The sequence below is a fragment of the Streptomyces filamentosus genome (genome assembly GCF_014654895.1).
GTDB classification, from domain to species: domain Bacteria; phylum Actinomycetota; class Actinomycetes; order Streptomycetales; family Streptomycetaceae; genus Streptomyces; species Streptomyces filamentosus.
In genome coordinates this window covers 1670950-1691082 of sequence record NZ_BNBE01000002.1, presented here as the reverse complement: position 1 = coordinate 1691082, position 20133 = coordinate 1670950, and the positions used below count along the sequence as shown (strand labels likewise).

At 72.7% G+C, this 20133-nt stretch carries 25 protein-coding genes; 14 read left to right on the top strand and 11 right to left on the bottom strand.

Annotated features, from left to right (window positions below; translation table 11 throughout):
- Positions 1-34: 34 nt before the first annotated feature.
- The 3 genes from IE326_RS26605 to IE326_RS26595 all read right to left on the bottom strand — a co-directional run bounded on the left by IE326_RS26605 (position 35) and on the right by IE326_RS26595 (position 1419).
- Entirely contained in the window at positions 35-631 is a 597-nt protein-coding gene (locus IE326_RS26605; RefSeq protein ID WP_190043301.1) for a hypothetical protein, read from the bottom strand.
- Positions 632-728: 97 nt separating this feature from the next.
- Positions 729-890: a hypothetical protein gene (locus IE326_RS26600; protein ID WP_190043300.1), complete on the bottom strand. Its 162-nt coding sequence runs from the start codon at positions 888-890 to the stop codon at positions 729-731.
- Between the two features lie 364 nt (positions 891-1254).
- Positions 1255-1419 (bottom strand): hypothetical protein, encoded by a 165-nt coding sequence (locus IE326_RS26595; protein ID WP_190043299.1) that lies wholly within the window; start codon positions 1417-1419, stop codon positions 1255-1257.
- Between IE326_RS26595 and IE326_RS26590 the strand changes: the two genes are divergently transcribed.
- Positions 1418-2251, top strand: coding sequence for a nucleoside-diphosphate kinase (locus tag IE326_RS26590; RefSeq protein WP_190043298.1), 834 nt, complete (start codon positions 1418-1420; stop codon positions 2249-2251). The two genes, IE326_RS26595 and IE326_RS26590, sit on opposite strands and share 2 nt — an antisense overlap.
- Before the next feature lie 14 nt (positions 2252-2265).
- On the opposite strand, the gene trpD is transcribed toward IE326_RS26590, so the two are convergent.
- Complete coding sequence (gene trpD / locus IE326_RS26585) at positions 2266-3318, bottom strand: anthranilate phosphoribosyltransferase (protein ID WP_190043297.1); 1053 nt, start codon at positions 3316-3318, stop codon at positions 2266-2268.
- Positions 3319-3438: 120 nt separating this feature from the next.
- On the opposite strand from trpD, the gene IE326_RS26580 reads away from it, so the two are divergent.
- The 6 genes from IE326_RS26580 to IE326_RS26555 all read left to right on the top strand — a co-directional run bounded on the left by IE326_RS26580 (position 3439) and on the right by IE326_RS26555 (position 9612).
- Positions 3439-4362, top strand: a complete 924-nt coding sequence (locus tag IE326_RS26580; RefSeq protein ID WP_190043296.1) for an NAD(P)H-hydrate dehydratase — start codon at positions 3439-3441, stop codon at positions 4360-4362.
- Between the two features lie 83 nt (positions 4363-4445).
- Positions 4446-5573: an acyl-CoA dehydrogenase family protein gene (locus IE326_RS26575; RefSeq protein WP_190043295.1), complete on the top strand. Its 1128-nt coding sequence runs from the start codon at positions 4446-4448 to the stop codon at positions 5571-5573.
- Positions 5573-7126, top strand: a complete 1554-nt coding sequence (locus IE326_RS26570) for an AMP-binding protein (protein WP_190043294.1) — start codon at positions 5573-5575, stop codon at positions 7124-7126. The genes IE326_RS26575 and IE326_RS26570 overlap by 1 nt, the downstream gene beginning before the upstream one ends.
- Positions 7113-7757 (top strand): HAD family hydrolase, encoded by a 645-nt coding sequence (locus IE326_RS26565; protein ID WP_190043293.1) that lies wholly within the window; start codon positions 7113-7115, stop codon positions 7755-7757. The genes IE326_RS26570 and IE326_RS26565 overlap by 14 nt, the downstream gene beginning before the upstream one ends.
- Complete coding sequence (locus IE326_RS26560) at positions 7754-8665, top strand: NAD-dependent epimerase/dehydratase family protein (RefSeq protein ID WP_190043292.1); 912 nt, start codon at positions 7754-7756, stop codon at positions 8663-8665. Before IE326_RS26565 ends, IE326_RS26560 begins: the two co-directional genes overlap by 4 nt.
- Positions 8662-9612 (top strand): aldo/keto reductase, encoded by a 951-nt coding sequence (locus tag IE326_RS26555; protein WP_190043291.1) that lies wholly within the window; start codon positions 8662-8664, stop codon positions 9610-9612. Before IE326_RS26560 ends, IE326_RS26555 begins: the two co-directional genes overlap by 4 nt.
- Here the strand turns inward: IE326_RS26555 and IE326_RS26550 are convergent.
- Entirely contained in the window at positions 9597-10697 is a 1101-nt protein-coding gene (locus tag IE326_RS26550; RefSeq protein WP_190043290.1) for a hypothetical protein, read from the bottom strand. The two genes, IE326_RS26555 and IE326_RS26550, sit on opposite strands and share 16 nt — an antisense overlap.
- A gap of 54 nt (positions 10698-10751) precedes the next feature.
- Between IE326_RS26550 and IE326_RS41585 the strand changes: the two genes are divergently transcribed.
- Positions 10752-11480, top strand: a complete 729-nt coding sequence (locus tag IE326_RS41585; protein WP_190043289.1) for a PIG-L deacetylase family protein — start codon at positions 10752-10754, stop codon at positions 11478-11480.
- Here the strand turns inward: IE326_RS41585 and IE326_RS26540 are convergent.
- On the bottom strand, positions 11431-11907 hold the full coding sequence (locus IE326_RS26540) for an NUDIX hydrolase (RefSeq protein WP_190043288.1): 477 nt from the start codon (positions 11905-11907) through the stop codon (positions 11431-11433). The genes IE326_RS41585 and IE326_RS26540 overlap by 50 nt on opposite strands.
- Before the next feature lie 163 nt (positions 11908-12070).
- Here IE326_RS26540 and IE326_RS26535 point away from each other — a divergent pair, with 163 nt between their 5' ends.
- From IE326_RS26535 to IE326_RS26525, 3 genes are read left to right on the top strand one after another with little or no spacing between them, the layout of a single operon-like run.
- Positions 12071-13465, top strand: a complete 1395-nt coding sequence (locus tag IE326_RS26535; RefSeq protein ID WP_229915646.1) for an NsdA family TPR-like regulatory protein — start codon at positions 12071-12073, stop codon at positions 13463-13465.
- Positions 13462-13986, top strand: a complete 525-nt coding sequence (locus tag IE326_RS26530; RefSeq protein ID WP_190043286.1) for a GNAT family N-acetyltransferase — start codon at positions 13462-13464, stop codon at positions 13984-13986. Before IE326_RS26535 ends, IE326_RS26530 begins: the two co-directional genes overlap by 4 nt.
- Before the next feature lie 22 nt (positions 13987-14008).
- Complete coding sequence (locus tag IE326_RS26525; RefSeq protein WP_190043285.1) at positions 14009-14257, top strand: hypothetical protein; 249 nt, start codon at positions 14009-14011, stop codon at positions 14255-14257.
- Positions 14258-14439: 182 nt separating this feature from the next.
- Here IE326_RS26525 and IE326_RS26520 read toward each other — a convergent pair whose 3' ends face one another.
- Positions 14440-14991 (bottom strand): P-loop nucleotide/nucleoside kinase family protein, encoded by a 552-nt coding sequence (locus IE326_RS26520; protein WP_229915699.1) that lies wholly within the window; start codon positions 14989-14991, stop codon positions 14440-14442.
- Positions 14992-15377: 386 nt separating this feature from the next.
- Between IE326_RS26520 and IE326_RS26515 the strand changes: the two genes are divergently transcribed.
- Both IE326_RS26515 and IE326_RS41580 read left to right on the top strand, forming a co-directional pair.
- Positions 15378-15881 (top strand): P-loop nucleotide/nucleoside kinase family protein, encoded by a 504-nt coding sequence (locus IE326_RS26515; RefSeq protein WP_229915645.1) that lies wholly within the window; start codon positions 15378-15380, stop codon positions 15879-15881.
- 347 nt (positions 15882-16228) lie between these two features.
- Positions 16229-16351: a hypothetical protein gene (locus IE326_RS41580; RefSeq protein ID WP_268983039.1), complete on the top strand. Its 123-nt coding sequence runs from the start codon at positions 16229-16231 to the stop codon at positions 16349-16351.
- 89 nt (positions 16352-16440) lie between these two features.
- Here the strand turns inward: IE326_RS41580 and IE326_RS26510 are convergent, their stop codons facing one another.
- On the bottom strand, positions 16441-16881 hold the full coding sequence (locus IE326_RS26510; RefSeq protein ID WP_190043283.1) for a GFA family protein: 441 nt from the start codon (positions 16879-16881) through the stop codon (positions 16441-16443).
- Positions 16882-16938: 57 nt separating this feature from the next.
- Here IE326_RS26510 and IE326_RS26505 point away from each other — a divergent pair, with 57 nt between their 5' ends.
- Positions 16939-17115 carry a hypothetical protein gene (locus IE326_RS26505; RefSeq protein WP_229915644.1) on the top strand — a complete coding sequence of 59 codons (177 nt, stop codon included), beginning with the start codon at positions 16939-16941 and terminating at the stop codon, positions 17113-17115.
- A 102-nt stretch (positions 17116-17217) separates the two neighbouring features.
- Here the strand turns inward: IE326_RS26505 and IE326_RS26500 are convergent, their stop codons facing one another.
- The 3 genes from IE326_RS26500 to IE326_RS26490 form a co-directional block, all read right to left on the bottom strand.
- A complete protein-coding gene (locus tag IE326_RS26500; protein ID WP_308440345.1) occupies positions 17218-17835 on the bottom strand; it encodes a restriction endonuclease in 618 nt (205 codons plus the stop codon).
- A gap of 146 nt (positions 17836-17981) precedes the next feature.
- A complete protein-coding gene (locus IE326_RS26495) occupies positions 17982-18191 on the bottom strand; it encodes a hypothetical protein (protein ID WP_190043281.1) in 210 nt (69 codons plus the stop codon).
- A gap of 303 nt (positions 18192-18494) precedes the next feature.
- Positions 18495-19796: a UDP-glucose dehydrogenase family protein gene (locus IE326_RS26490; protein WP_229915643.1), complete on the bottom strand. Its 1302-nt coding sequence runs from the start codon at positions 19794-19796 to the stop codon at positions 18495-18497.
- Positions 19797-20133 lie beyond the last annotated feature (337 nt).

Below are 20133 nucleotides of genomic sequence, written 5' to 3'. Positions count from 1 at the left end.
AAGTACGACACCACCGGGCAGGACCTCGCCGCCCTCAGGGCGCAGTCCTCGTCACGCCGCAGTTGTGGCCGGCGTCGTGGATCAGGTCGCGGCCGAGTACGGTCGGGGCCCCGACGTGGTCGGTGTATACGGTTCCCGGAAGCCGGGTGATGGCCCAGCTGACGAGGGTGTCGCCGAGCGCCTTGCGTCGGAGCAGGCAGGTGACGACCGTGTGGTCCGCCAGCAGATCGCCGAACTCGTGCCGAGCTGCCGTGGCGACGGCGGCCGTGGTGAGGGCGAGTTCGTCGGCCGAGGCGACGGTGGTGTCGGGGCCCAGGACGTAGTACGCGGTGTCGGAGATCGGGGACCGCGGCATGCGGCCCGGGTCGGGCGAGACGACGATGCGGGGGCCGACGACGGTCGGCGTGGTCAGGGCGGTCCCGTTGGAGTCGGGGCGGGTCTGATACCAGCCCAAGGTGAGGGTGTCGCCGGCCCGGGCGGCGCCTTCGAGGGCGTGATGGGCCAAGCAGTAGGCGTCGGCCGGCCGTTCCGTCTCGCCGACGGTGGTGCGGAAGAGATCGTGGATGCGCCGGGTGCGGTCCTGGTGCAGGTCACGGATGGGAGAGAACGCGAAGTCGAGGGGTGTGGACACGAGGGTTCCTTCCCGGGGCTTGGGCCTGGGGCCGACGCCGTCGGGGTCGGCCCCAGGATGACTACCGGCGGGGCGCCGCCGGCGTCAGATGGGTGTTTCAGGCGTCGGTGCCCTCGGGGGCGGAGGCTGGCTCGGCGGCCGTCCAGCCGTCGGCGGAGACGCTGGAGGTGTGGGCGGTGGCGCGGACGGTGCCCTCGCCGGCGCGGAGGGTGTCCACGGTGGCGAGGAAGGACTCGGGGGACGTCAGGTTCTCGGTCATGGTGAGCCGGAGAGCAACGGCCGGGACGCGATGTCCTCCGCGTCAACGGAGGTGACGGACGCCGCGTCCGAACGGGGTTGGAGCCTCACCAGGAGGCGGGACAACCGTAGCGCGGCAGTGCGCGCCGTCGGAGAGGATGCGTCGATTCGGGACGCGGGTGCATCATCGCCGCCAGGGGGTGGTCAGGCGCCGCGCTGCCTGGGCGCCTGCGTCTCCGTGGTGATCTCGGGCGCCGCGAGGCGGGGGCGGCGGCGCGGCACTTTGTGCCGTGACCTTCGCCGCGCATGCTCCGCTCGGCCAGCACCGCCGCGCCGACCGTGCGGAATCCAGCCCCTTCTGGTCCGAACTTTGGTTTCACGCAGATTCACACAAGCGATCCTGCGTTCACGGCGTTCACGCTCTTGACCTCTGTGCTCGTCCGCACGCCCGCGGTGTGCTTGGCGAGGAACACAGTCGGCAGCAGCGGAGGGAGCGCGGTGACGACATCGGTCAGGACGGCGGCGACCATGGGGCAGGGGTGGGCGGACATGCCCGCTCCTGCCCCGAACCGCCTGACCCGAGAGCCGGAGAAGGCACAGCACTATGCCTTCGACCCGCTGGTGCGGGAGGGCTGGGCGACGCTGGTGGGCGTACTCGGCGCGGGCGAAGCGGAGCGGTTCGCCTCCGAGACTGCACTGCTGTGGGTGCGGCCGGATGCCATGGCGGCCGGCACCGCGGCGGACGTGCTCGCGAGGGTGGAAGCCGACGGCTTCACACCGGTGGGCGCGAGCGCCGTACGGCTGGAGCGGGCCGGAGTCAGGCTGTTGTGGTGGTGGCAGCTCCGTCGCGCGACCGCGGAGCGGCTGCTGCTGCTGGACACCGTGGTGGGGCTGGGGCCGGGGTTGCTGGTGCTGTACCGCCACCCGGGCGGTGACGCCGCGCGACGGCTGACGCGCTTGAAGGGCGGGAACGACCCGGCCGGCCGGGAGGCGGACTCGCTGCGATCGGTGGCGGGGAGTCCCAACCGGTTGCTGACCATGGTGCACACCAGCGACGACCCGCTGGATGTGGTCCGGGAGCTTGCGGCGTTCCTGCCCTGGCGGGAGCGGGCCGCGTTGGTGGCATCCGCGCACGCGTCCAGCCCGAGCGCACCGCAGTCGGTCGTGCAGGCCCCGCTCGCGGCAGTCATGGCGGCCTACCCGGATCCCGCGAAGGGACGGGCCGCCGCGGACAGCCTTCCGGGTCGAGTGCCGGCGCAGCGGGGGGCGGCGTTCGCGGAGCTCGTACGGGATATCACCGCGGCGGGCGTCGGCCGGCGGTGGGAGGCGGTGGAGCGGTGGTCGCGGCAGGTCCCGCTGCTGACGGGCGGGGCCGTGCGGTGAGCGGAGTGATGAGGTCAGCGAGGGGCGGCCAGCGCGGTGGCGAGCTTGGTCCACCGGGCGAGCAGGTCTGCGGCGGCTCCGCTGTCGATCGCGACGCGGGCCCGGTCCAGGCCATCGGCGAAGGCGTCCTCGAGGCCGGCCGTGGCGTTGTGGGCGGCGAGGGCTCCGGCAGTGTTGGCGAGGACGGCGTCGCGGGCGGCCCCTGGGGCGCCGGAGAGCACGGTGTGGACGGCGTTGGCGTTGTAGCCGGCGTCCCCGCCGCGCAGCGCGTCCGCACCGGGGCGGGCGAGGCCGAAGCGGGCGGTGTCGAACGTGGTCCGGTGCACACCGCTGTCGTCGGCGTGCCATACGTCGGTGACGGCGGCCGTGGTGATCTCGTCCAGGCCGTCCTGGCCGCGGACGACCAGTGCCCGGGTTCCGCGGGCGGCGAGCACGGTGGCCAGGTGGGGGGCGAGCTGGAGGTTGGAGCAGCCGACCAGAGCGGTGCCGGGGCGGGCCGGGTTGGTCAGCGGGGCAATGTAGTTGATCGCGGTGGGCACGCCGAGGGTGCGGCGCACGGGGGAGGCGTGGCGCAGGCCCCGGTGGAAGGCGGGGGCGAAGGTGAAGCCGATGCCGAGGTCGTGGACGCACTGGGCGACCTGCTCGGGGCTGAGGTTGAGGGGCACGCCGAGCTGTTCCAGGACGTCGGCGGAGCCGCTCTTGCTGGAGACGGAGCGGCCGCCGTTCTTCACCACCGGGGCTCCGGCGGCGGCGGTGACGATCGCTGCCATGGTGGAGATGTTGACGGTGTGCGCGCCGTCGCCGCCGGTGCCGACGATGTCAAGGACCCCGGAGCCGTCGACGGGCAGCGGGACGACGCGCTCCATGAGGGCGTCGAGCAGGCCGCCGAGCTCGGCGGGGCTCTCGCCCTTGGCGCGCAGCGCGACGAGGAAGCCGGCCAGGGCGACCGGCTCGTGGTCGTCGTCCATGACCGCGCGCATTGCCCACCTGGTGTCGTCCGCCGTGAGGTCCTCGCCGCGCAGCAGGGTGGCGAGAAGGTGCGGCCAGGTACGGGTGGGTGCGGTCACGGGGTTCCCCTCGAAGCGGCCCGGCGCCGGGTGCCGGCGCGGGTGTTTGCTCCGAGCCTACAGACTGACGAAGCGTCATACGGCCAGGTTCGCGGGGCCGGTGGCGCCGGGGCTGTGCACGTGGAGCGTTCGTGCGCCCGGGAGTTGGCGCTGCGGGCCGTCGCCGTGGCCGGCGGGGGAGTGAAGGGCGACGGCGGGCTGGTGATGGTGATCGGCGGCTCGCGCGAGTACCCCGGCCCGCCGTACGTGGCGGCGCTGGCGGCCCGGCGGGCCGGGGCCCACGGGGTGCGCGTCGCGGCCCCGCCCGCCCCGGCGGCGCAGCAGGTGGCCTTGGAGGCACATCTGATCGCGGGACTGGGGTCCGAGCTGGATGCCGCCGCGGTGGCGGCGGCGGCCCGGGTCTCGCGGCGGATGGCGCGGCGCCTGATCGAGACGGGGGCCCGGGGCCGGGTGGTGTGGCTGGTCGGTCCGGGGCTGGGCGGCAGTCCGGTGGCCGGGAGGGTGCTGGATGCCCTGCAGGAGGTCCGGGACCACGACCGGGGTGCTGCGCTGGTGGTCGACGGCTCGCTGGGCGGCGGCCCCCGCGCCCGGGAGCGGCTTCGGCACTTGGGCGCGGACCTGGTCCTGCTCAACCGGGCCGAGGCACACGCCCTGCTCGCCGGATCCGGCCCGGTCGGCCGAGCAGGGCGCGGTGGGGCGGTCGACCCGGCGGCACTGGCGCAGTCGGCCCGGGAGACCGGCGCGGTGATGGTGGCCAAGGGCGATCCGGATCTGATCACCGACGGCACCCAGACCCTGCTGGTGCCCGCCGGGTACCCGGGGCTCGCCCGGCACGGCTCGGGTGACGTGCTTGCCGGCGCCGCCGCCGCACTGCTCGCCCAGACGCTGGCACCCGCCGAAGCGGCGGCGCTGGCCTGCCACCTGGTCGGCACCGCCGGACAGGTGCTGGACCGCGAGGTGGGGCCGGGCTGGCTGACACGCGAACTCCTGGACGCGGTCGCCACCGCCCTGCGCGACCTGCTCGCCGCCCCCGCCCGTCACTGACCCGGGCCACCCCTCCCTGCTTCTTCGCCGCCGTCGGCGGCACCTTCACCTTGTTCTCGACCTGATCCGAGTGGAGATTCGTGATGACCCTTGTCCAAGAGCGCCCTGCCCTCGCGGCCGTGGAGCAGCTGTGCCGGGCTGCCGCGGATCACCGGGAGTTCGGGGAGCGGACCGGGACCTTGCACCCGCAGGTGTGGGAGGCGCTGACCAGTTCGGTGTTGCCCCGGGCCGCGCTGCCGTCCCACTGCGGGGGCCAGCAGTGGGATGTGCCGCAGATCCTTCTGGCGGTGCGCGAGGTCGCCCTCGCGGACCCGGCCGCCGGGTGGGTGACGGCGATCCACGCTCCGGCCGGGGCGTTCCTGTCACGCCTGGACGTGCAGACGGCCCGCGACCTGGCCGGCCCCGCCCTGGTGGTTGCCGGCTCCTCGGTGCCGATCGGCCGGGCCGCGCGGGAGGGCGACGGGGTGCGGCTGCGGGGGCGCTGGCCGCTGGTCACCGGGGCACCGGCGATGACCTTGGCCGCCCTCGCGGCCCCGGCCGACAGCTCCGGCATGACGGGTACCCGCTGGTGGCTCGTCCCGCGTGACCAGCTGACGGTCGAGGAGGACTGGGACGCGCTCGGGCTGCGCGGCAGCGCCTCCTACACGGTCGCCTGCGACACCCTGCTGCCGCCCGCGCACAGCATCAGCCTGACCGACCCGCCGCTCGCGGACGGGGCGCTGTACCGCTACCCCCTGTACGGGCTGCTCGCCGGATGTATCGCCGAGGTCGCCCGCGCGACCGGCGAGCGGGCCCGGGCCGCGTTCACCCGGCTCGTCTCGACCACCACCAGCCGCTACGGCACCGGTCCGATGGCCGGACAGCCCGCGGTCCAGGCCGCTTTCGACCAGGCCGACGGCCGCCTGCGCGCCGCGGCCGCCCTGCTGGACGCCGCGACCGACGCCGCGTGGAGCAGCGCGCTGACCGGCCACGTCAGCCCGGGACAGCGGGCGCTGCTGCGCACCGCGTGCTGTCAGATGGCCGAGGCCGCCGAGGCCGCGTGCCGGACGCTGTTCGACGCCGCCGGGGCGGCCGCGATCCACCGCGCCGCGGGCCTGGAGGGCTGCTGGCGCGACGCCCTGACCATCTCCCGCCACGCGCTCGTCGCCGCCCGCGGCCGCCAGCTCGCCGCAGCCCACCACCTGACCGCGACCACCGCCCTGGACCTGTGATGGCCGACCGTCTCCTTACGCGCTTCCTCACCCACCCCGGCAACCGGCCGGCCGTCGTCGACCTGAACGGCACCGTCTGGACGTTCGACGAGGTCCTCGGCCGGGCACTGACCCTCACTCAGCAGTTGCGCGCCACCACCGACGTGACCGGGCGCGTCGTGCTGCTGCGCACCGGGCCGGGCCCGCTGTTCTCCGTCGCGGACCTGGCCGTCCTTCTGGCCGGCGGGGTCCCCGCCGTTCTGCCGGACCTGCCGCACGACCAACTCGCCGCGCTGTGGCCGGTGGTGCAGCCCGCCGTCGTCCTGGACACCGTCGGCGACGGCGCGCCCGCCGCCGTCGCCGGCCACGCCCGGACGCCGGTGCTCACCGTGGACGAGCGGAGCACCCGGCCGGGCGGCACCCCCGCGCAGTGGCGCACGGCAGCCCACCGCCTGGCCGGACGCCGACTGGAACAGACCGCCACCATCGTCTTCACCTCCGGCACCACCGGCGTGCCGCGCGCCGTCGCCCTCACCGAGGCGGCCCTGGTGCACGGCACCGACACCTGGACCGCCCAGTGGACCGGCCGGCCCGTGCGCACCCTGTCCTACCTGCCCGTCTCCCACATCGCCCAGCGGATCATGGGCCACACCCTGATGTGCCTGTACGGGACCACCGTCATCGCCTCCACTCCGGCCCGTCTCGAACAGGACCTGTGCCAGCACCAGGCGGACACCCTGCTCGGCGTCCCCCAGGTCTGGGCCCGCCTGGCCGCCGCCTGCCAGCAGCCGGGCGACAGCGGACAGCGGCTGCGGCAGGCCCTGGCCCAGGTGCGCACCGCCGTCAACGGTGCCGCCGCCCTCGACCGCACGGTCGCCGACACCCTTCACCAGCACACGGGACTGCGGATCTGCGGCGCCTATGGCGCCACTGAGACCACCGTCCCCGCCTTCCACCAGGACGACGCCACCACCCCCGGGCTGGGCCGGCCGGTCGGCGTGGACCACCGGATCGACGACGACGGCCAACTCCTGCTGCGCGGCCCCCATGTGGCCGCCGGATACGTCGAGCAGTGGCCGCGGCTGAGCGCGGTCACCGACGCGGACGGCTGGCTGCACACCGGCGACCTTGTGAGAACCGTCGAGGACGCGTCCGGCGGGCTGTGCCTGACCGGCCGGATCGGATCGGCGTTCAAGACCGGCGCGGGCGAGATGCTCCACCCCGAACCGATCGAGGCGCACCTGCTCACCCACCCCGCCGTCGACGCCGCGTGCCTGCTCGGCCCCGGTCTGCCCCGCGCCGTCGCCCTCGTCTCCGCGCCCACCACCGCCGACTGGCTGCCCGACCGGGTCGCTGCGCTGGAGGGCGAGCTGTTCCACGGCATCGAGACGGCCCGGCGCGAAGGCGAACTGCCCTACTGCGACCTGGAGGCCGTCCACGTCCTGCCCGACCGGTGGCCCGACCTCCTCTTGGTCACCTCCACCGGTAAACCCCGCCGCGACCTGATCACCGTCCACTACAGCCACCTTCTGCCGACCCTGGAGACCACCCGTGCCACCCATGCCCTCATCTGACCGACCCCGCCGCGTCCTGCTCGTCGACATGGGCGGCGTCTTCTTCAGCTACTCCTTCCTGAAGGCCCTCGACGCATGGGCCGACGCCGCCGGGCAGGACCCCGAGCAGCTGCGGGAGCGCTGGCTGATCGACGCCCCCTTCGACGCCTTCGAACGCGGCGAGATCGAACCCGCCGACTACCTGGAGCACCTGCGCCGCCTCCTGGCCGTGGACCTGAACGACGAGCAGCTTGAGGCGGGCTGGAACTCGATCTACGGCACCACCGACCCCGCCCTGCTCACCCTGCTGGCCGCCCCGGCGGTCCGCCGCCGCTTCGACGCGGTCGTCGGGGTCTCCAACACCAACGTGCTGCACGCCGCGTTCTGGCGAGACCTGTTTCGCGAGGAACTGCCGGTGCTGGACACGGTGCACTGCTCGCACGAGATCGGGGCCACCAAGCCCGGCGCGGCGTTCTTCGACCACGTCGCCGCCGCCCACCACACCACCCGCGAGCACCTCGTCCTCATCGACGACATCGCCCTCGTCACCGACGCCGCGACCGAGCTCGGCATCCGCGCCCACACCTACCAGGACCCCGCCGCCCTGGCCTCCTACCTCGACACCCTCGACCCCGCCAAGGACCCCTCGTGAACCTGCTGATCACCGGCGCGGCCGGCTTCATCGGCTCCGCCCTCACCACCACCCTGCGCGCCGCCGGGCACGCCGTCACCGCCCTGGACGACCTGTCCGTGAACTCGCCCCGGCCCCGCCCCGAGAACCTGGTGGAGCGCGACGTCCGCACCCTCACCCCCGCCGACCTGGACGACTTCCACACCGTCGTACACCTGGCCGCCCACAAGTCCGTCCCCGCCTCGTTCGATCCGGGCGGCTTCGAGCACAACACTGCCGTCGACCGGCACATCATCCACACCTTCACGGCCTCCGGCGCCGGCCGCCTGCTCCTCGCCTCCTCCTGCGAGGTCTACGGCGAGCAGAACGGGCCGCTGGCCGAGACCAGCCCGCACCGGCCCCGCTCCCCGTACGCGGCCGGGAAGGCCACCACCGAGTACCTGGCCGACATCTACCGGCCCCGCCTCGGCCCCGGCCGGCAGATCGGCACGGTCCGGTTCTTCAACACCTACGGCCCGTGGGAGGACCCGGACGCGGTCGTCCCCGCCTTCATCGACGCCGCCCTCGCCGACCGACCCCTGATGATCGAGGGCACCGGCACCCAGGCCCGCGACCTGACCCACATCGACGACACCACCGCCATGCTCGGCCGCATCTTGCAGACCGACCGGCTGCTGCCCGTCGTCAACGTCGGCTCCGGCTACGCCATCACCGTCCTCGAGCTGGCCCAGGCGGTTATCCGCGCCACCGGCCGCGGCACCCTCGCCCACACCCGCCCCCGGCCCAACGAGATCCGCTCCTTCACCGCCGACACGTCCCTGTTCACCGCTACCTACGGGCCGCCGCCCACCCGGCCGCTCGAAGGGGCCCTCGCCCACACCGCCCGCACCCGCGCTGCCGTCTGGACCCCGGCCGGGGCACCCCAGTGACCCCCGCCCCCACGGGCGCCGCCACCCCGCTGACGGGGGTGGCGGCGCTGGGCACCTTCGAGTTCGGCACCCGCGCGCTGCCCGCCGACCTCGCCCACCATCTCCTCGACACCTACCAGGAGCTCGGCGGCCGGCTCCTCGACACCGCTCCCACCTACGGCCCCCACGACGGCGCGTTCCTGGCCGAGCCGCTGATCGGCGCCTGGCTGCAAGCCGCCGGCGCCCCCGGGATGCGGGTGATCACCAAGGCCGGACTCGACCCCGCCCGCCCCGACCAGGGAGACCTGCGCCCCGAGGCGATCCTCGCCTCCGCCCGCCGCAGCGCCGACCGTCTCGGCCGGCCCATCATCCTGGTGCTGCATCGCGACGACACCGCCGTGCCGGTCGACGAAGTCGCGGACGCCGCCGACCGGGCCGTCCGCGAAGGCCTCGCCGAACGGGTCGGCGCCTCCAACTGGACGACCGCCCGCCTGGAGGCCTGGGCGACGTACGCCGCGGCGATCCGGCTCACCCCTCCGACGCTCACCGCGCCGCTGTGGAGCCTGGCCGCGCGCGCCGATCCGCCCGCCGAACCCTGGCTCGTCGAAGCCGACCCCGCACACTTGGACATGGCCGCCCGGCACGGCATGACCATCACTCCGTACCGCACGCTCGCCGCCGGCTACCTGGCCGCCCGCCACAGCGGCCGGCACAGCGCCCACCACAGCGCCGCCTACGACACGGCGGCCGGCCGCGAGCGCCGCGCCCGGCTCCACCAGACGGCGGCCGCCCTGCGGATGACTCCGCACGGGCTGGCCCTGGCCTGGCTGCGCGCCCACCGCCCGGCGCCGGTGATCCCCGTCATCGGCCCGCGCACCCATCAGCAACTGTCCGAGAGCATGGCCGACGCCGCGCAGGCCGACCGCGTCACCCCCGCACTGGCCGCCTACCTTCAGGCCGGCCCGTGACCGGCGCCGTCCAGCAGCCGCGCGAACCGCTGCGGCATCAGGCCCTGGCTGTTCGATTCGTACGGGAACAGCCACGTCGCCCTGCGGCAGTGATCGCGCAGATCATGCCCGAGCTCATCCAACACCCCGCGCACCGTCAGCGGCTCACCGAACCCGAACACCACCATCTCGCCGCCGTCCGGCCGAAGTTCGACGCTCACCTCCCCGGCGCCGACCGTAAGGAGGACCGACCAGCGTCCGCCCCGGCCCGTCACCTCCCATCCGGCCCGGCCCTCACCGCCCGGCACCGAGCGCACCGCCAGGCCCTTGAACGCCAGGCGCTCGATCCAGCCCTCCACCAGGGCGGACACCATCTCGCGCCGTTGCGTCGCGTCCAGGGCCCGCGGCTGAAGGTGGCGCTTGACCGTCGCGGGCACGCCGGCCGCGAGCACCCTGGCGGGCAGCGGCCGGGTCACCGTGGCGCTCGCGGCGACCACGGTGCCCGCCCCCACCCGTACTCCGGGCAGCAGCACCGACCGGAAGCCCAGCCACACCCCGTCCTCGACCCCGACGCCGGCGAACGCCGCCGCGTGCCCGTCGCGGACCGGGTGCCCGGCGTGGTAGCCGTGGGTGAAGACCGCCACCTGGGCGCTGATGCCCACCTCGTCACCGATCACGACCGGCTCCGTGCAGTTCAAGGTCACGTCCGGGGCGATCTGGCACCGGGCCCCGATCCGAACCAGCGAGCGCTCCTCCATCGTCGCCCCCGCGCCGATCCGCAACCGGTGCCCCACGTAGGTGCCCTCGGCGATCGTCAGCTCCCGGCACACCACCTCGGCGCCCGCGTCGACGACCGTCCCGGCTCCCAGCCGGGCCAGGTCCGCGACCAGCCACCGGCCACCCTCGCCGACCCGGACCCCGGGGCCGAACTCCAGACGCGCCGAACGCAGGTCGCAGCCCGGCCCGATCACCGCCCCGGCACCCAGGACCAGGTCGTCGGCCACGATCACCGTGCCCTCACCGATCCGCACCCCCTCGCCGATCTCCATCCGGCCCACCCGCAGCTCGACACCGGGAAAGCACGCCTCCCGCATAACAGTTCCCACCCCTTCTCCAGCGGGCCGCGACGCGACCCGAACCGATCCGCCGACAGGAGCCCCATGAACACCGCCACCGCCCGCACCGTGCTGGCCGTCGCCGCCCACGCCGACGACGAGACCCTGGGCGCCGGCGGCACGCTCGCCGAGCACGCCGCCGCCGGGGACCGGGTACGGATCCTGGTGCTCAGCGCCAGCTCCACCAGCCGCCCCGGACACGACCCCGACCAGGCCTTCGCCCACCGCAGCGCCTGCGTCCACCGGGCCGCCACCCTCTACAACGCCCAGGCCGAGATCGCCGTCTTCGACGACAACGCCTTCGACACCGTGCCCAGGCTGAAGATCACCCAGGCCGTCGAAAACGCCGTCCGGACCTGGCAGCCCGACATCGTCTACACCCACAGCAGCGCCGACCTGTCCCTGGACCACCGCATCACCGCCGAGGCCGTCGCCGCGGCCACCCGGCCCCAGCCCGGCTGCCCGGTCACCACGGTCCTTGCCTGGGAAGTCCGCTCCGCCACCGAATGGGCGCCCCAACGCCCCTTCCACCCGACCTGGTTCCAGCCCATCACCCCCCACGCGCTGGCCGTCAAGGAGAAGGCCCTGGAGGTGTACGCCACGGAGATGCGGCCCTGGCCGCACACCCGCTCCCCGGAAGCGGTACTGGCCGCAGCCCGGCTGCGCGGTGCCCAGATCGGCCACGACGCCGCGGAAGCGTTCGAAGTGCTGAGGCACACCGTCCTCACGCCGGCCGGAACCACGCCCGCTCCCGCTCCTCCAGGCCGAGCCTGAGCAACTCGCCGGTCCGCGCCCGCATCGGCGGCAACGCGTCCACCTCGAACCAGCCGACCTCCAGCGACTCGTCATCCGCGACCCGGGCCACCTGGCCCGGCCTGTCCGGACGGCACGCGAAGACCAGCTCCAAGTACTGCGCCCGGTGCCCGTTGGCGTGCACCACCGGCGGGGAGACCGTCACCCCGGCGAGGCGTTCGACCACCACCCGGATCCCGGTCTCCTCCGCCACCTCGCGCACCACCCCGGCCGCCGGCTCCTCGCCCGGGTCGAGGATGCCGCTCAGGATCGACCAGTCCCCGGTGTCGGAGCGACGGTGCAACAGCACCCGCCCCTCGTCGAGAACGACCGCGTTCACCCCCGGCAGCCAGAGCCGGTGGTCAGGGCCGACCAAGGAGCGGAGTTCGGCAACGTACTCAGGAATCATGAAGGCCACCGCGCGATGTGAAGGAGCAGGAGGAACGGCATCGTCCCAGCCCACCATCCCCACCCTGTAGACGCTCGGGCCGTGAAGGACGTGAAGCGTTCACCGGAAGTGTGAAATCCCGTGAAACCTCCCACGCTCACAGCTTGTGACCTACCGTCATGGCGTGGTGACTGATCTCGTCCCCTCGTCCGTGCTCGCCGACGCCCTGGACCGCGCCAAGTGGTCGGCCCGCGGGCTGGTGAAAGCCATCAACCCGCGGCTGAACGCCATGGGCCAGCCTCCGGTAGACCTGACCGCGGGCTACAAGTGGCTGCGCGGGCACCGGCCCCGTTCCGCCGCCGTGCGCGACGTCGTGGCGGTCGTCCTGACAGAGGCGACAGGCCTGCGCTACACCTCCGCGCAGCTGTGGGGCCTTGACCAACCCGCCACCGAGGCCGCCGAGACCGAAGACTTGCTCGGCCCCCTTCCACTCGAACACGTGCTGCGCACCGCGTCCGAGTGGACCAGCGGCGCCGTCGAGCCCGCACTCGTCCACTCAGCCGCCGCCGAGCACCTCACCGCGGCCGTGTGGGACGCCACCCGCCAAGCCCCCGCCCCTCCCGCTCCCGGCCGGGGAGACGGCAACCACGTCGCCCCCGAGTTCGTCGACATGCTCTTCGAGCAGCTCGCCGCACTGCGACGCCTCGACGACCGCACCGGCGGGGGGCCCCTGAGTCAGCGCCAAGCCCGCATCGCCCTGCACGAGGCCCTGACCCTCATCCACACCGGCCGCTACAACGCAGCCACCGGCAACCGGCTCCTCCGGTACGCCGCCAGCGCCGCACAGCTCGCTGGCTGGATGAGCTTCGACGCGGGCCTGGACCCTGCTGGCCACCGTTACCAGCTCCTGGCCATCCGGATCGCGCGCGCCGCCGGCGACACCACCACGGTCTCCAACGCCCTCGGCATGCTCGCCTACCAGCACGCCGCTGGCAGCAACCCGAGCCTGGCCCTGCGCTTCGCTCACGCCGCGGTAGAACACTCCGCCAAGGCCGTCCCACTGGTCCAGGCCCGGGCGTGGGGGCGTCTCGCTACCGCCCAGGCTGCCGCCGGGGACCTGGACGCCTTCCGCCGGGCCACTGACCGATGCCGGCAATTGATCGGCCAACGCCACAGCGACGACCCGCCCTCCCTCTACTACTTCACCCCCCAGCAGATTGACGCCGAGTCGGGCCAGGCACTCGTCGATCTCGCCAGCCACGCTCGGGGGCGACGCTCTCTCCTGCTCAAGGAGGCCGCCCAGCTCTTGAACCCGATCGCCGCCCAGGGAACGGCCACCGGCTATCGTCGATCCGGTCTCCTCCACGGAATCCACCTCGTCCGCGCCAGCATCGGGGCCCGGGACACCGAAGCCACCGCCCACTGGATCACCGCCCTGACCACCACCCTCCCGCAGGTCCAGTCCATCCGATGTCGCACCCTCCTCACCGGAGTCCGTGCAGCCGCCGGTCGGCAACTGCGCGCCGCCGGGCACGGGGATGCGCTGGACGCTCTCCACACGGCACTATCGACACCATGACGCTGCTCCAGGCCGGCTTTCAGTGGACGCTCGCCGCCGTCCCGTACGGCACCGCCGACGCCCGCGCCCTCACCCGAGCCCTCCACCAGGAGCAGCTGGCCACCTACGGCACCGCCGACGACCCCGAGGCCACAGACAGCGCGGAATTCGACGCCCCCAACGGCCAGTTCCTCCTCGCCCGCCTCGAAGACGGACCAGCCCTCGCCTGCGGAGGCTGGCGCACCCTCGGCCCCTCGACAGCCGAGATCAAGCGGATGTACGTGGCCCCGGCCGCCCGCGGGAAAGGGGTCGGCCGCCGGATCCTCGCCGCGCTCGAGCAAGATCTACTCGGTCGCGGCCACACCGAGGTTCTGCTGGAGACCGGTGTCCACAACATCGCAGCCCTCGCCCTGTACACCGCATGCGGCTACACGCCGGTGCGTTCGTACGTCCCCGGTCGCAACCCCGACATCAACCGGGCTCTGAAGAAGATCGTCCTGCAACCCGCGGTGCGCCACTCGCACACCGACCTGCTCACATAGCTCGGACTGCCAGAATGGCTGCGTGAAGTGGAACGTCGAGGTGGACATCCCCGGCATCGGCCCGCGCATGCTGACCGTTGATCAACCCCGTGCGTCCGACGCCCTGGAACACACCAGGTCGCGCATCAACGACATGTTCCTGCAGCTGCCCTCCGGCATCGCCAGCTACACCGTCGCGGTGTTCGAGCCGGGGCACCGGTCGGGAGACGCGTCCGTCTGCGCTGAGCGCATCACCTTGGTGACGGCGACAGATCCCGTGCCTCCTGGCTGACGAACACCACGGTGCTACCAGCGCCGCCACACCGGCCAGAAGCCAAAGAGGTCCCGCCGACGGGGGATGCGGCGGAACCTCACCCCTGACCCTACGCCTCCCGCCCCCTGAGGACTTCCGATTACGCGCGTTGGCTGGCCCATAGGCGCCCCTGTGGGGTGAGAGCGGTCACCATGAGAGCGTCAGCTTGCTCCCTTCTCGGGAACCGTTCGCAGCACGAATCTCTGGATCTCCGCCATGCCGGGCGCGTAGCCGTCTGAGGTGTCCACCAGTAGCTTCGGGGCGTCCAGGCTGATGGGGACGAACTGATCGGGGTCGTACACGCCGGCCGCCATGTCGGCGAGCAGGGCCTTGTCGCCGTGAGCGACTCGGTGGCTCTCGGTACGGGCTCGGTCGGTGATGCGTTGGGCGATGGTCGGCGCTGGGGTGGTGCACCGGATGATCCGGGGATCGGCGAGCCCCGTGAGCGGCTCCAGTCCTGGGCGCCAGAGGCGGTCCTGGAAGGCAGCTTCGGCGACGACTGTGGTGCCGGCCCGCAGGAGGACGGTGATCGCCGCGAAGAACGCCTCCAGGGCCGGAATGTTGAGCGGGTCGTTCTCGTCGGCGTCGTGACCGGGATGGTTCATGACCATCCCTTGCTTGATCTCGTCACGCAGGATGGCGGGGCAGCCCAGGGACCGTGCAAGTTCCCGGGCGAGAGTGGTCTTCCCGGTCGCTGGCGGGCCGCTGACCACGGCCAGGGTCGGGGGTCGGATGGGCACGGGTGGACTCCGAGGAGGGTGGCGGCGGGGCGCAGAGCATCGGTCCAAGGTTGCCGTGTGCGGAGCCGGAGGGCCATGAGGCCAGGCTGACGGATTGCTAGCGCTGGATGACTTCGCCGGTTCGCAGCCGGACGGTGGTGCGCCACGGCCGGGTGCGCAGGTGCTCGTCAAGGAAGCGGTCGACGAGCTGGGTTTGGTGAGGGTGCCGGGGCCGTGGCGGACATAGGCGCGTAGCGCGCGGGCGAGTACGGGGGACACGGGCGGCTCCTTCGGGTGGCGGTGGCTGGTTCCACGAGATCCGGGTGGGTCGGCGGTGGCAGACTGCCGCGGAACGCGGGAGACAGTGGAGGGAGTGGGCGGTGGCCGAGGGCGGGACTCCGGTGGTGTTCCTGCTGGTGGGTCTCACCGGCTCGGGCAAGACGACGTACGCCCAGCGGGTGCTGGAGCCCCGGGGCGCGGTGCGGCTGTCGGTGGACGAGGTGGTCTTCGAACGGCACGGCCGATACGGCGTGGACTACCGGGAGGACACCTACTTCGAGAAGGAGGCCCCGGTCGTCGACGAGATGCACCGACGGTTGGCGGAGCTGGTCGCGGAGGGCCGGGATGTGGTGTGGGACCACGGACTGTGGCCGCGCAAGGACCGCGAGGCGTTGAAGGAGCTGGTGGAGTCGGCCGGCGGGCGGTGGAGGCTGCTGTACTTCCCGGTCGGGAGTGAAGAGTTGCTGCGGCGACTCGCGGAGCGCAACGAGCGCGGGGACGCGAACTCGTTGCTGGTGACGCCGGAAGCCCTGGGCGACTTCTTCGCCCGGTTCGAGGTCCCTCAAGGGGAGGGCGAGGAGATCGTGGAGCCGGGCTGGTTCTGAAGCGCGGGCGGGCGCCAGGCGGTGGGGATCGTGGCCGCCTCGGTGGCCCAGCCGCCAGGGAGGTGGTCGTGGGTTACGCGGCGGAAGGCCAGCCGAGGGTTGGACACGTCGATCCGGCCGGAGTGTTCCAGCAGGCGATGCCTCGCTGCGGACGGCCGGGGACGGCGCCCACCTCACCCTCGGCGACCGGATCTCCATCCACCTCGGCTCCCAACCACGTTCACCGTGGCGCCGCAGTTATCGTTTTCCTCGCCAGCCCTAGCGCATCGTTCATCACCGCATAGTCGTTGAGCATCGACGGTGGCTGGATGCCCCACTGAACCATCACGACCATCAGGGAGAAGCCCATGACGGAGCGCGTCCGCGCCATCCTGCTCACCGCCACGGGCACCATGCTCGTCATCAACCGCATCCATCCCGGCAAGCAGTGCGATCACGTCGTGGTAGCAGCCACTGACAGTCCTGTCTGACCTGGGGCGAAGCGTCAGGGGCCTGCGTCCGCGGCACCAACCGAGGCATTCGAGGGAGCAGGTGACGTGGCCGTCCCGTGCACGGGCGGTCAACCGGCCGTGTTGTGCTCGGTTGCCGGTACCGGGGGCAGCCAGTGCACGGCGTTGTCACGGAAGGACGCGTGGATCGGCACGAGGTCTGGGCCGCTGGTGTCGTCGAGGGCGGTGACGTTGATGCCGATCTCCGGGATGTCGCTGTCGATCGCCGCCAAGCGGGCGCCGCAGGTCGGGCAGAAGCCGCGCTTCGCCTCGCCTTCGAAGGTCTCATACCAGGTCGGCTCGCCGCCCTCCCCGGTCCAGGTGACCGTCTCGAAGCCCACCCACCACATCACGGGTGTGCCACCGAGCTTTTGACAGTGGGGACAGGCACAGGTGTGGGCAAAGACTGCCGGACCCCGAGCGGTGAAGCGGATGCGACTGCACAGGCAGCCGCCGGTGCGCTCCCCAGCTGTTTCGACTCGCTGGGCGTTGGCGGTGGGGGTGGCGTTCATAAGGTGATCTCCCGGGCGTTATAGGCGAGTTGGTTCCATCAGTGTGTCATCGCCTCCATGATGGTCAGGACGTTGTTGGCGCCTCTGGTGTGGCCCGGTGACGTGACCGGCGGCTGCACCAAGAGCGACCGGGCGGCCGAGCTGCTGGGGTGGACGCCGAAGCTGTCCCTGGAGGACGGGATCCGCTCCGCCCTGGACTGGATCCCGGTGCGCGACGAACTGCTGAAGGACTGATCCGCCCTTCCCGCCCTCGCTCCTCCCGGGCCCGAGCACCTGGGAGGAAGCCGGCTTCGAACGCGAGCAGGTGTCGGAGGGCGCGAGCGAGCTCGGCAGGGGTCAGGACCCGGAGGCAGGGCGGCGGGGGGAGGGGACCGCGCTCAGGAGTTCCCACAGAGGAGTGGAGCCAGCGGCCCACCGGGCGAGGAGGTGACGGTCGACGAGGTGGAGTCGCTGGGAGCGGGCGAAGGCGACAGCTTTGTCCGTGAAGCGGCCGTTGGTGACCAGTACGACGACGTCCCCGTGGTGGACGGGCCGGCCGGTGCCGTTGAGGACGTGCAGGTCCGGGGTTCCGACCGCGGAGCCGGCCAGTCCGGCCTTGCGGTGCTTACATTGGATCACCCACAGGCGGCCGAAGGGGTCCGTGGCCTTCACATCAGCGCCGTTGTCGCCGGCACCGCCGACTCGGACCGCCTCGGGGCAGCCGTCACGGCGCATCAGGTCCCGTACGGCTTCTTCGAACTGCCGGTGGTGCAACGCGTCGATCTGTGGCATCGCGTAGCGCAGGCCCTGCTCACGCACCCGGTTCCAGCGGGCGGCCTCCCGGCGCCGGTGCACCCACATCCCGCCGGCCGCCGCCGCGACGAGCAGCAGCACGATCGGCACCCCGGGGTGTGCAGCCAGCCACCGCAACGCGCCGATCAGCAGGCTCCACACCACGGCGAGCACCAGGAGCAGCAGACCGACCTGCTCCCTTCCGGAAGCTCGCCTTCGGCGGGATGAAGCCGGGCGTCGCCTCGGTGTGGGCCGTCGTCGGGAGGCGGGAGACGTACGGCGTGGGCGTCGGGCGGGGGAGCGGCGAGTGCCCTGCCGGGGTCGTGGGCTCATGTGCCGGCCTGCGAGATGCCGCTCACCAGCTGCTTGATCACGTTGAAGATGCCTTGGCCCAGCGGGGTCGGCGCGATCACGATGCCCAGGGCCAGGACGAAGAGGGCGGTGTTGCGTTCCTCGACGCGACTTCGGGCCTGGGTCCTGCGGCGTAGCCGCATCACCACGATGATCGCGAGCAGCACCCCCACGTTGATCGTCATCATGCGAAAACCGCTCCCGCCCCGCCCTCGTCTCCTGCACTGTTCCTGGCCGCCCTGAAGGGGACGGGGAACAGTGCAGCCGATCAGGCGACCGGATCGCAGCGGGTCAGTGAACGTTGGCGGAACGTCGCCGGATGCTGTCCGGTTACCGCCCGGACACCCGTTCCCACAGGTGAACGAAGTAGAGCGCCCCGACCGGCCGTTCCGGCTCGGCGACCGCACTCGCGCCGTGCCCACTTTGCCTGAACACGCCGCTGCCCCGGCCGGGAACCTTCCTCCGGCCGGGGCAGCGGCATGCTCGCCCGGTTACGGCCGTCCGATGGACATGTAGGTGAAGCCCCATTCCCGCATCCGGGCCGGCTCCAGCAGGTTCCGTCCGTCGAAGACCACCGGCCGCCGCATCAGCTCCGCCACCGCGGCCCAGTCGACTCCCGCCAGCTGCGGCCACTCGGTGACCACCACCGCCGCGTCCGCGCCCTCCAGCGCCTCCTCCACGCTCGCGTACCGGACTGCGGACGCCCACGGCTCCACGTCCCCGGGGCGGGCCAGCGGATCCCAGCACCGCACCCGCGCGCCCTCAGCGAGAAGCCGGGAGGCCAGGACTGTCGACGGCGCCTCGCGCATGTCGTCCGTGCCCGGCTTGAACGCCATCCCCAGCAGCACGACCTCCCGCCCGGCCAGGTCGCCCAGGGCGTCCTTCAGTCCCTGCAGGGGCCGGCGCCGCTGGATGTTGTTCACATCGATCACCGCTGACAGCAGCATCGGGTGGAAGCCCGAGTTCGACGCGATCTGCCGCAGCGCCTCGACGTCCTTCGGGAAGCACGACCCGCCCCACCCGATCCCCGCGTTCAAGAAGTACGGGCCGAGCCGGTGGTCCATCCCCACCGCCGCCAGCACCTTCGTCACGTCCGCGCCCGTCCGGTCGCACAGGTTCGCCATCTCGTTGGCGTAGCTGATCCTCGTGGCGAGCAGTGCGTTCGACGCGAGCTTCACCGTCTCCGCGGACCGCACGTCCATCGTCACCACCGGCGCGTCGATCCCCGCGTGCAGCCCCGCGACCAGAGCGGCCGCGGTCTCGTCGCCGTCCGTACCGATCACGATCCGGTCCGGGCCCATGAAGTCGCGCACCGCCCGGCCCTCCGCGGTGAACTCCGGGTTCGACACGTACCCGGCCCCCGCAAGGCCCACCTCGTCCAGCAGCGCACGCGCCCGTGCTCCGGTGCCGATCGGGACGGTCGACTTCATCACCACCGCCCGCAGGCCCTCCGCCCCGGCCAGGGACCGGACGACCGACCACACCCGTGACAGATCCGCGTCACCCGACGCCGACGGCGGGGTGTCGACACACACGTACGCCACTTCCGCCTGTGCCAGGGCCTCACCGAGGTCGAGCGTGAACCGCAGCCGCTCCTTGTTCCGGGCGATCATGTCGCCCAGGCCCGGCTCGTAGATCGGCACCTCACCGGCCTGAAGGGCCTCGACTTTCGCAGGGTCGATGTCGCGTACGACAACGTCGTGCCCCAGCTCCGCCAGACACGCACCTGTCACCAGCCCGATGTAGCCGGCGCCGAAGACAGTGACTCGATTCGGCCGGAACGTCATGGTCATTCGTCCAATCTCGACAGCCGAACCGGCATGTCGGCAGGGGAAGTTCCTTCGGAATCCCGCGCAAGGAAGCATTCGCCCTATCCCTTGCCGGGTACTGCCCGGACGGCGTGCGAGGCCGGCCGGCTGCTGACGGGATGCGGTCGTAGGCTGCTGGTGGAACCGACCGGCCACCGCCTGGAGAAGACCCGTGACCGACACAGCCCCGCTCGTCCGGCACACAGCACCGGCTCCCGCCCGGTCCCGGAGCATCGTGCGCGTGGCGCTGTTCGATGAGACGGATCGCGTCCTTCTCCTGCGACACGCTGCAGGACGCACCCCGGGGCTGGGGGACCTGCTG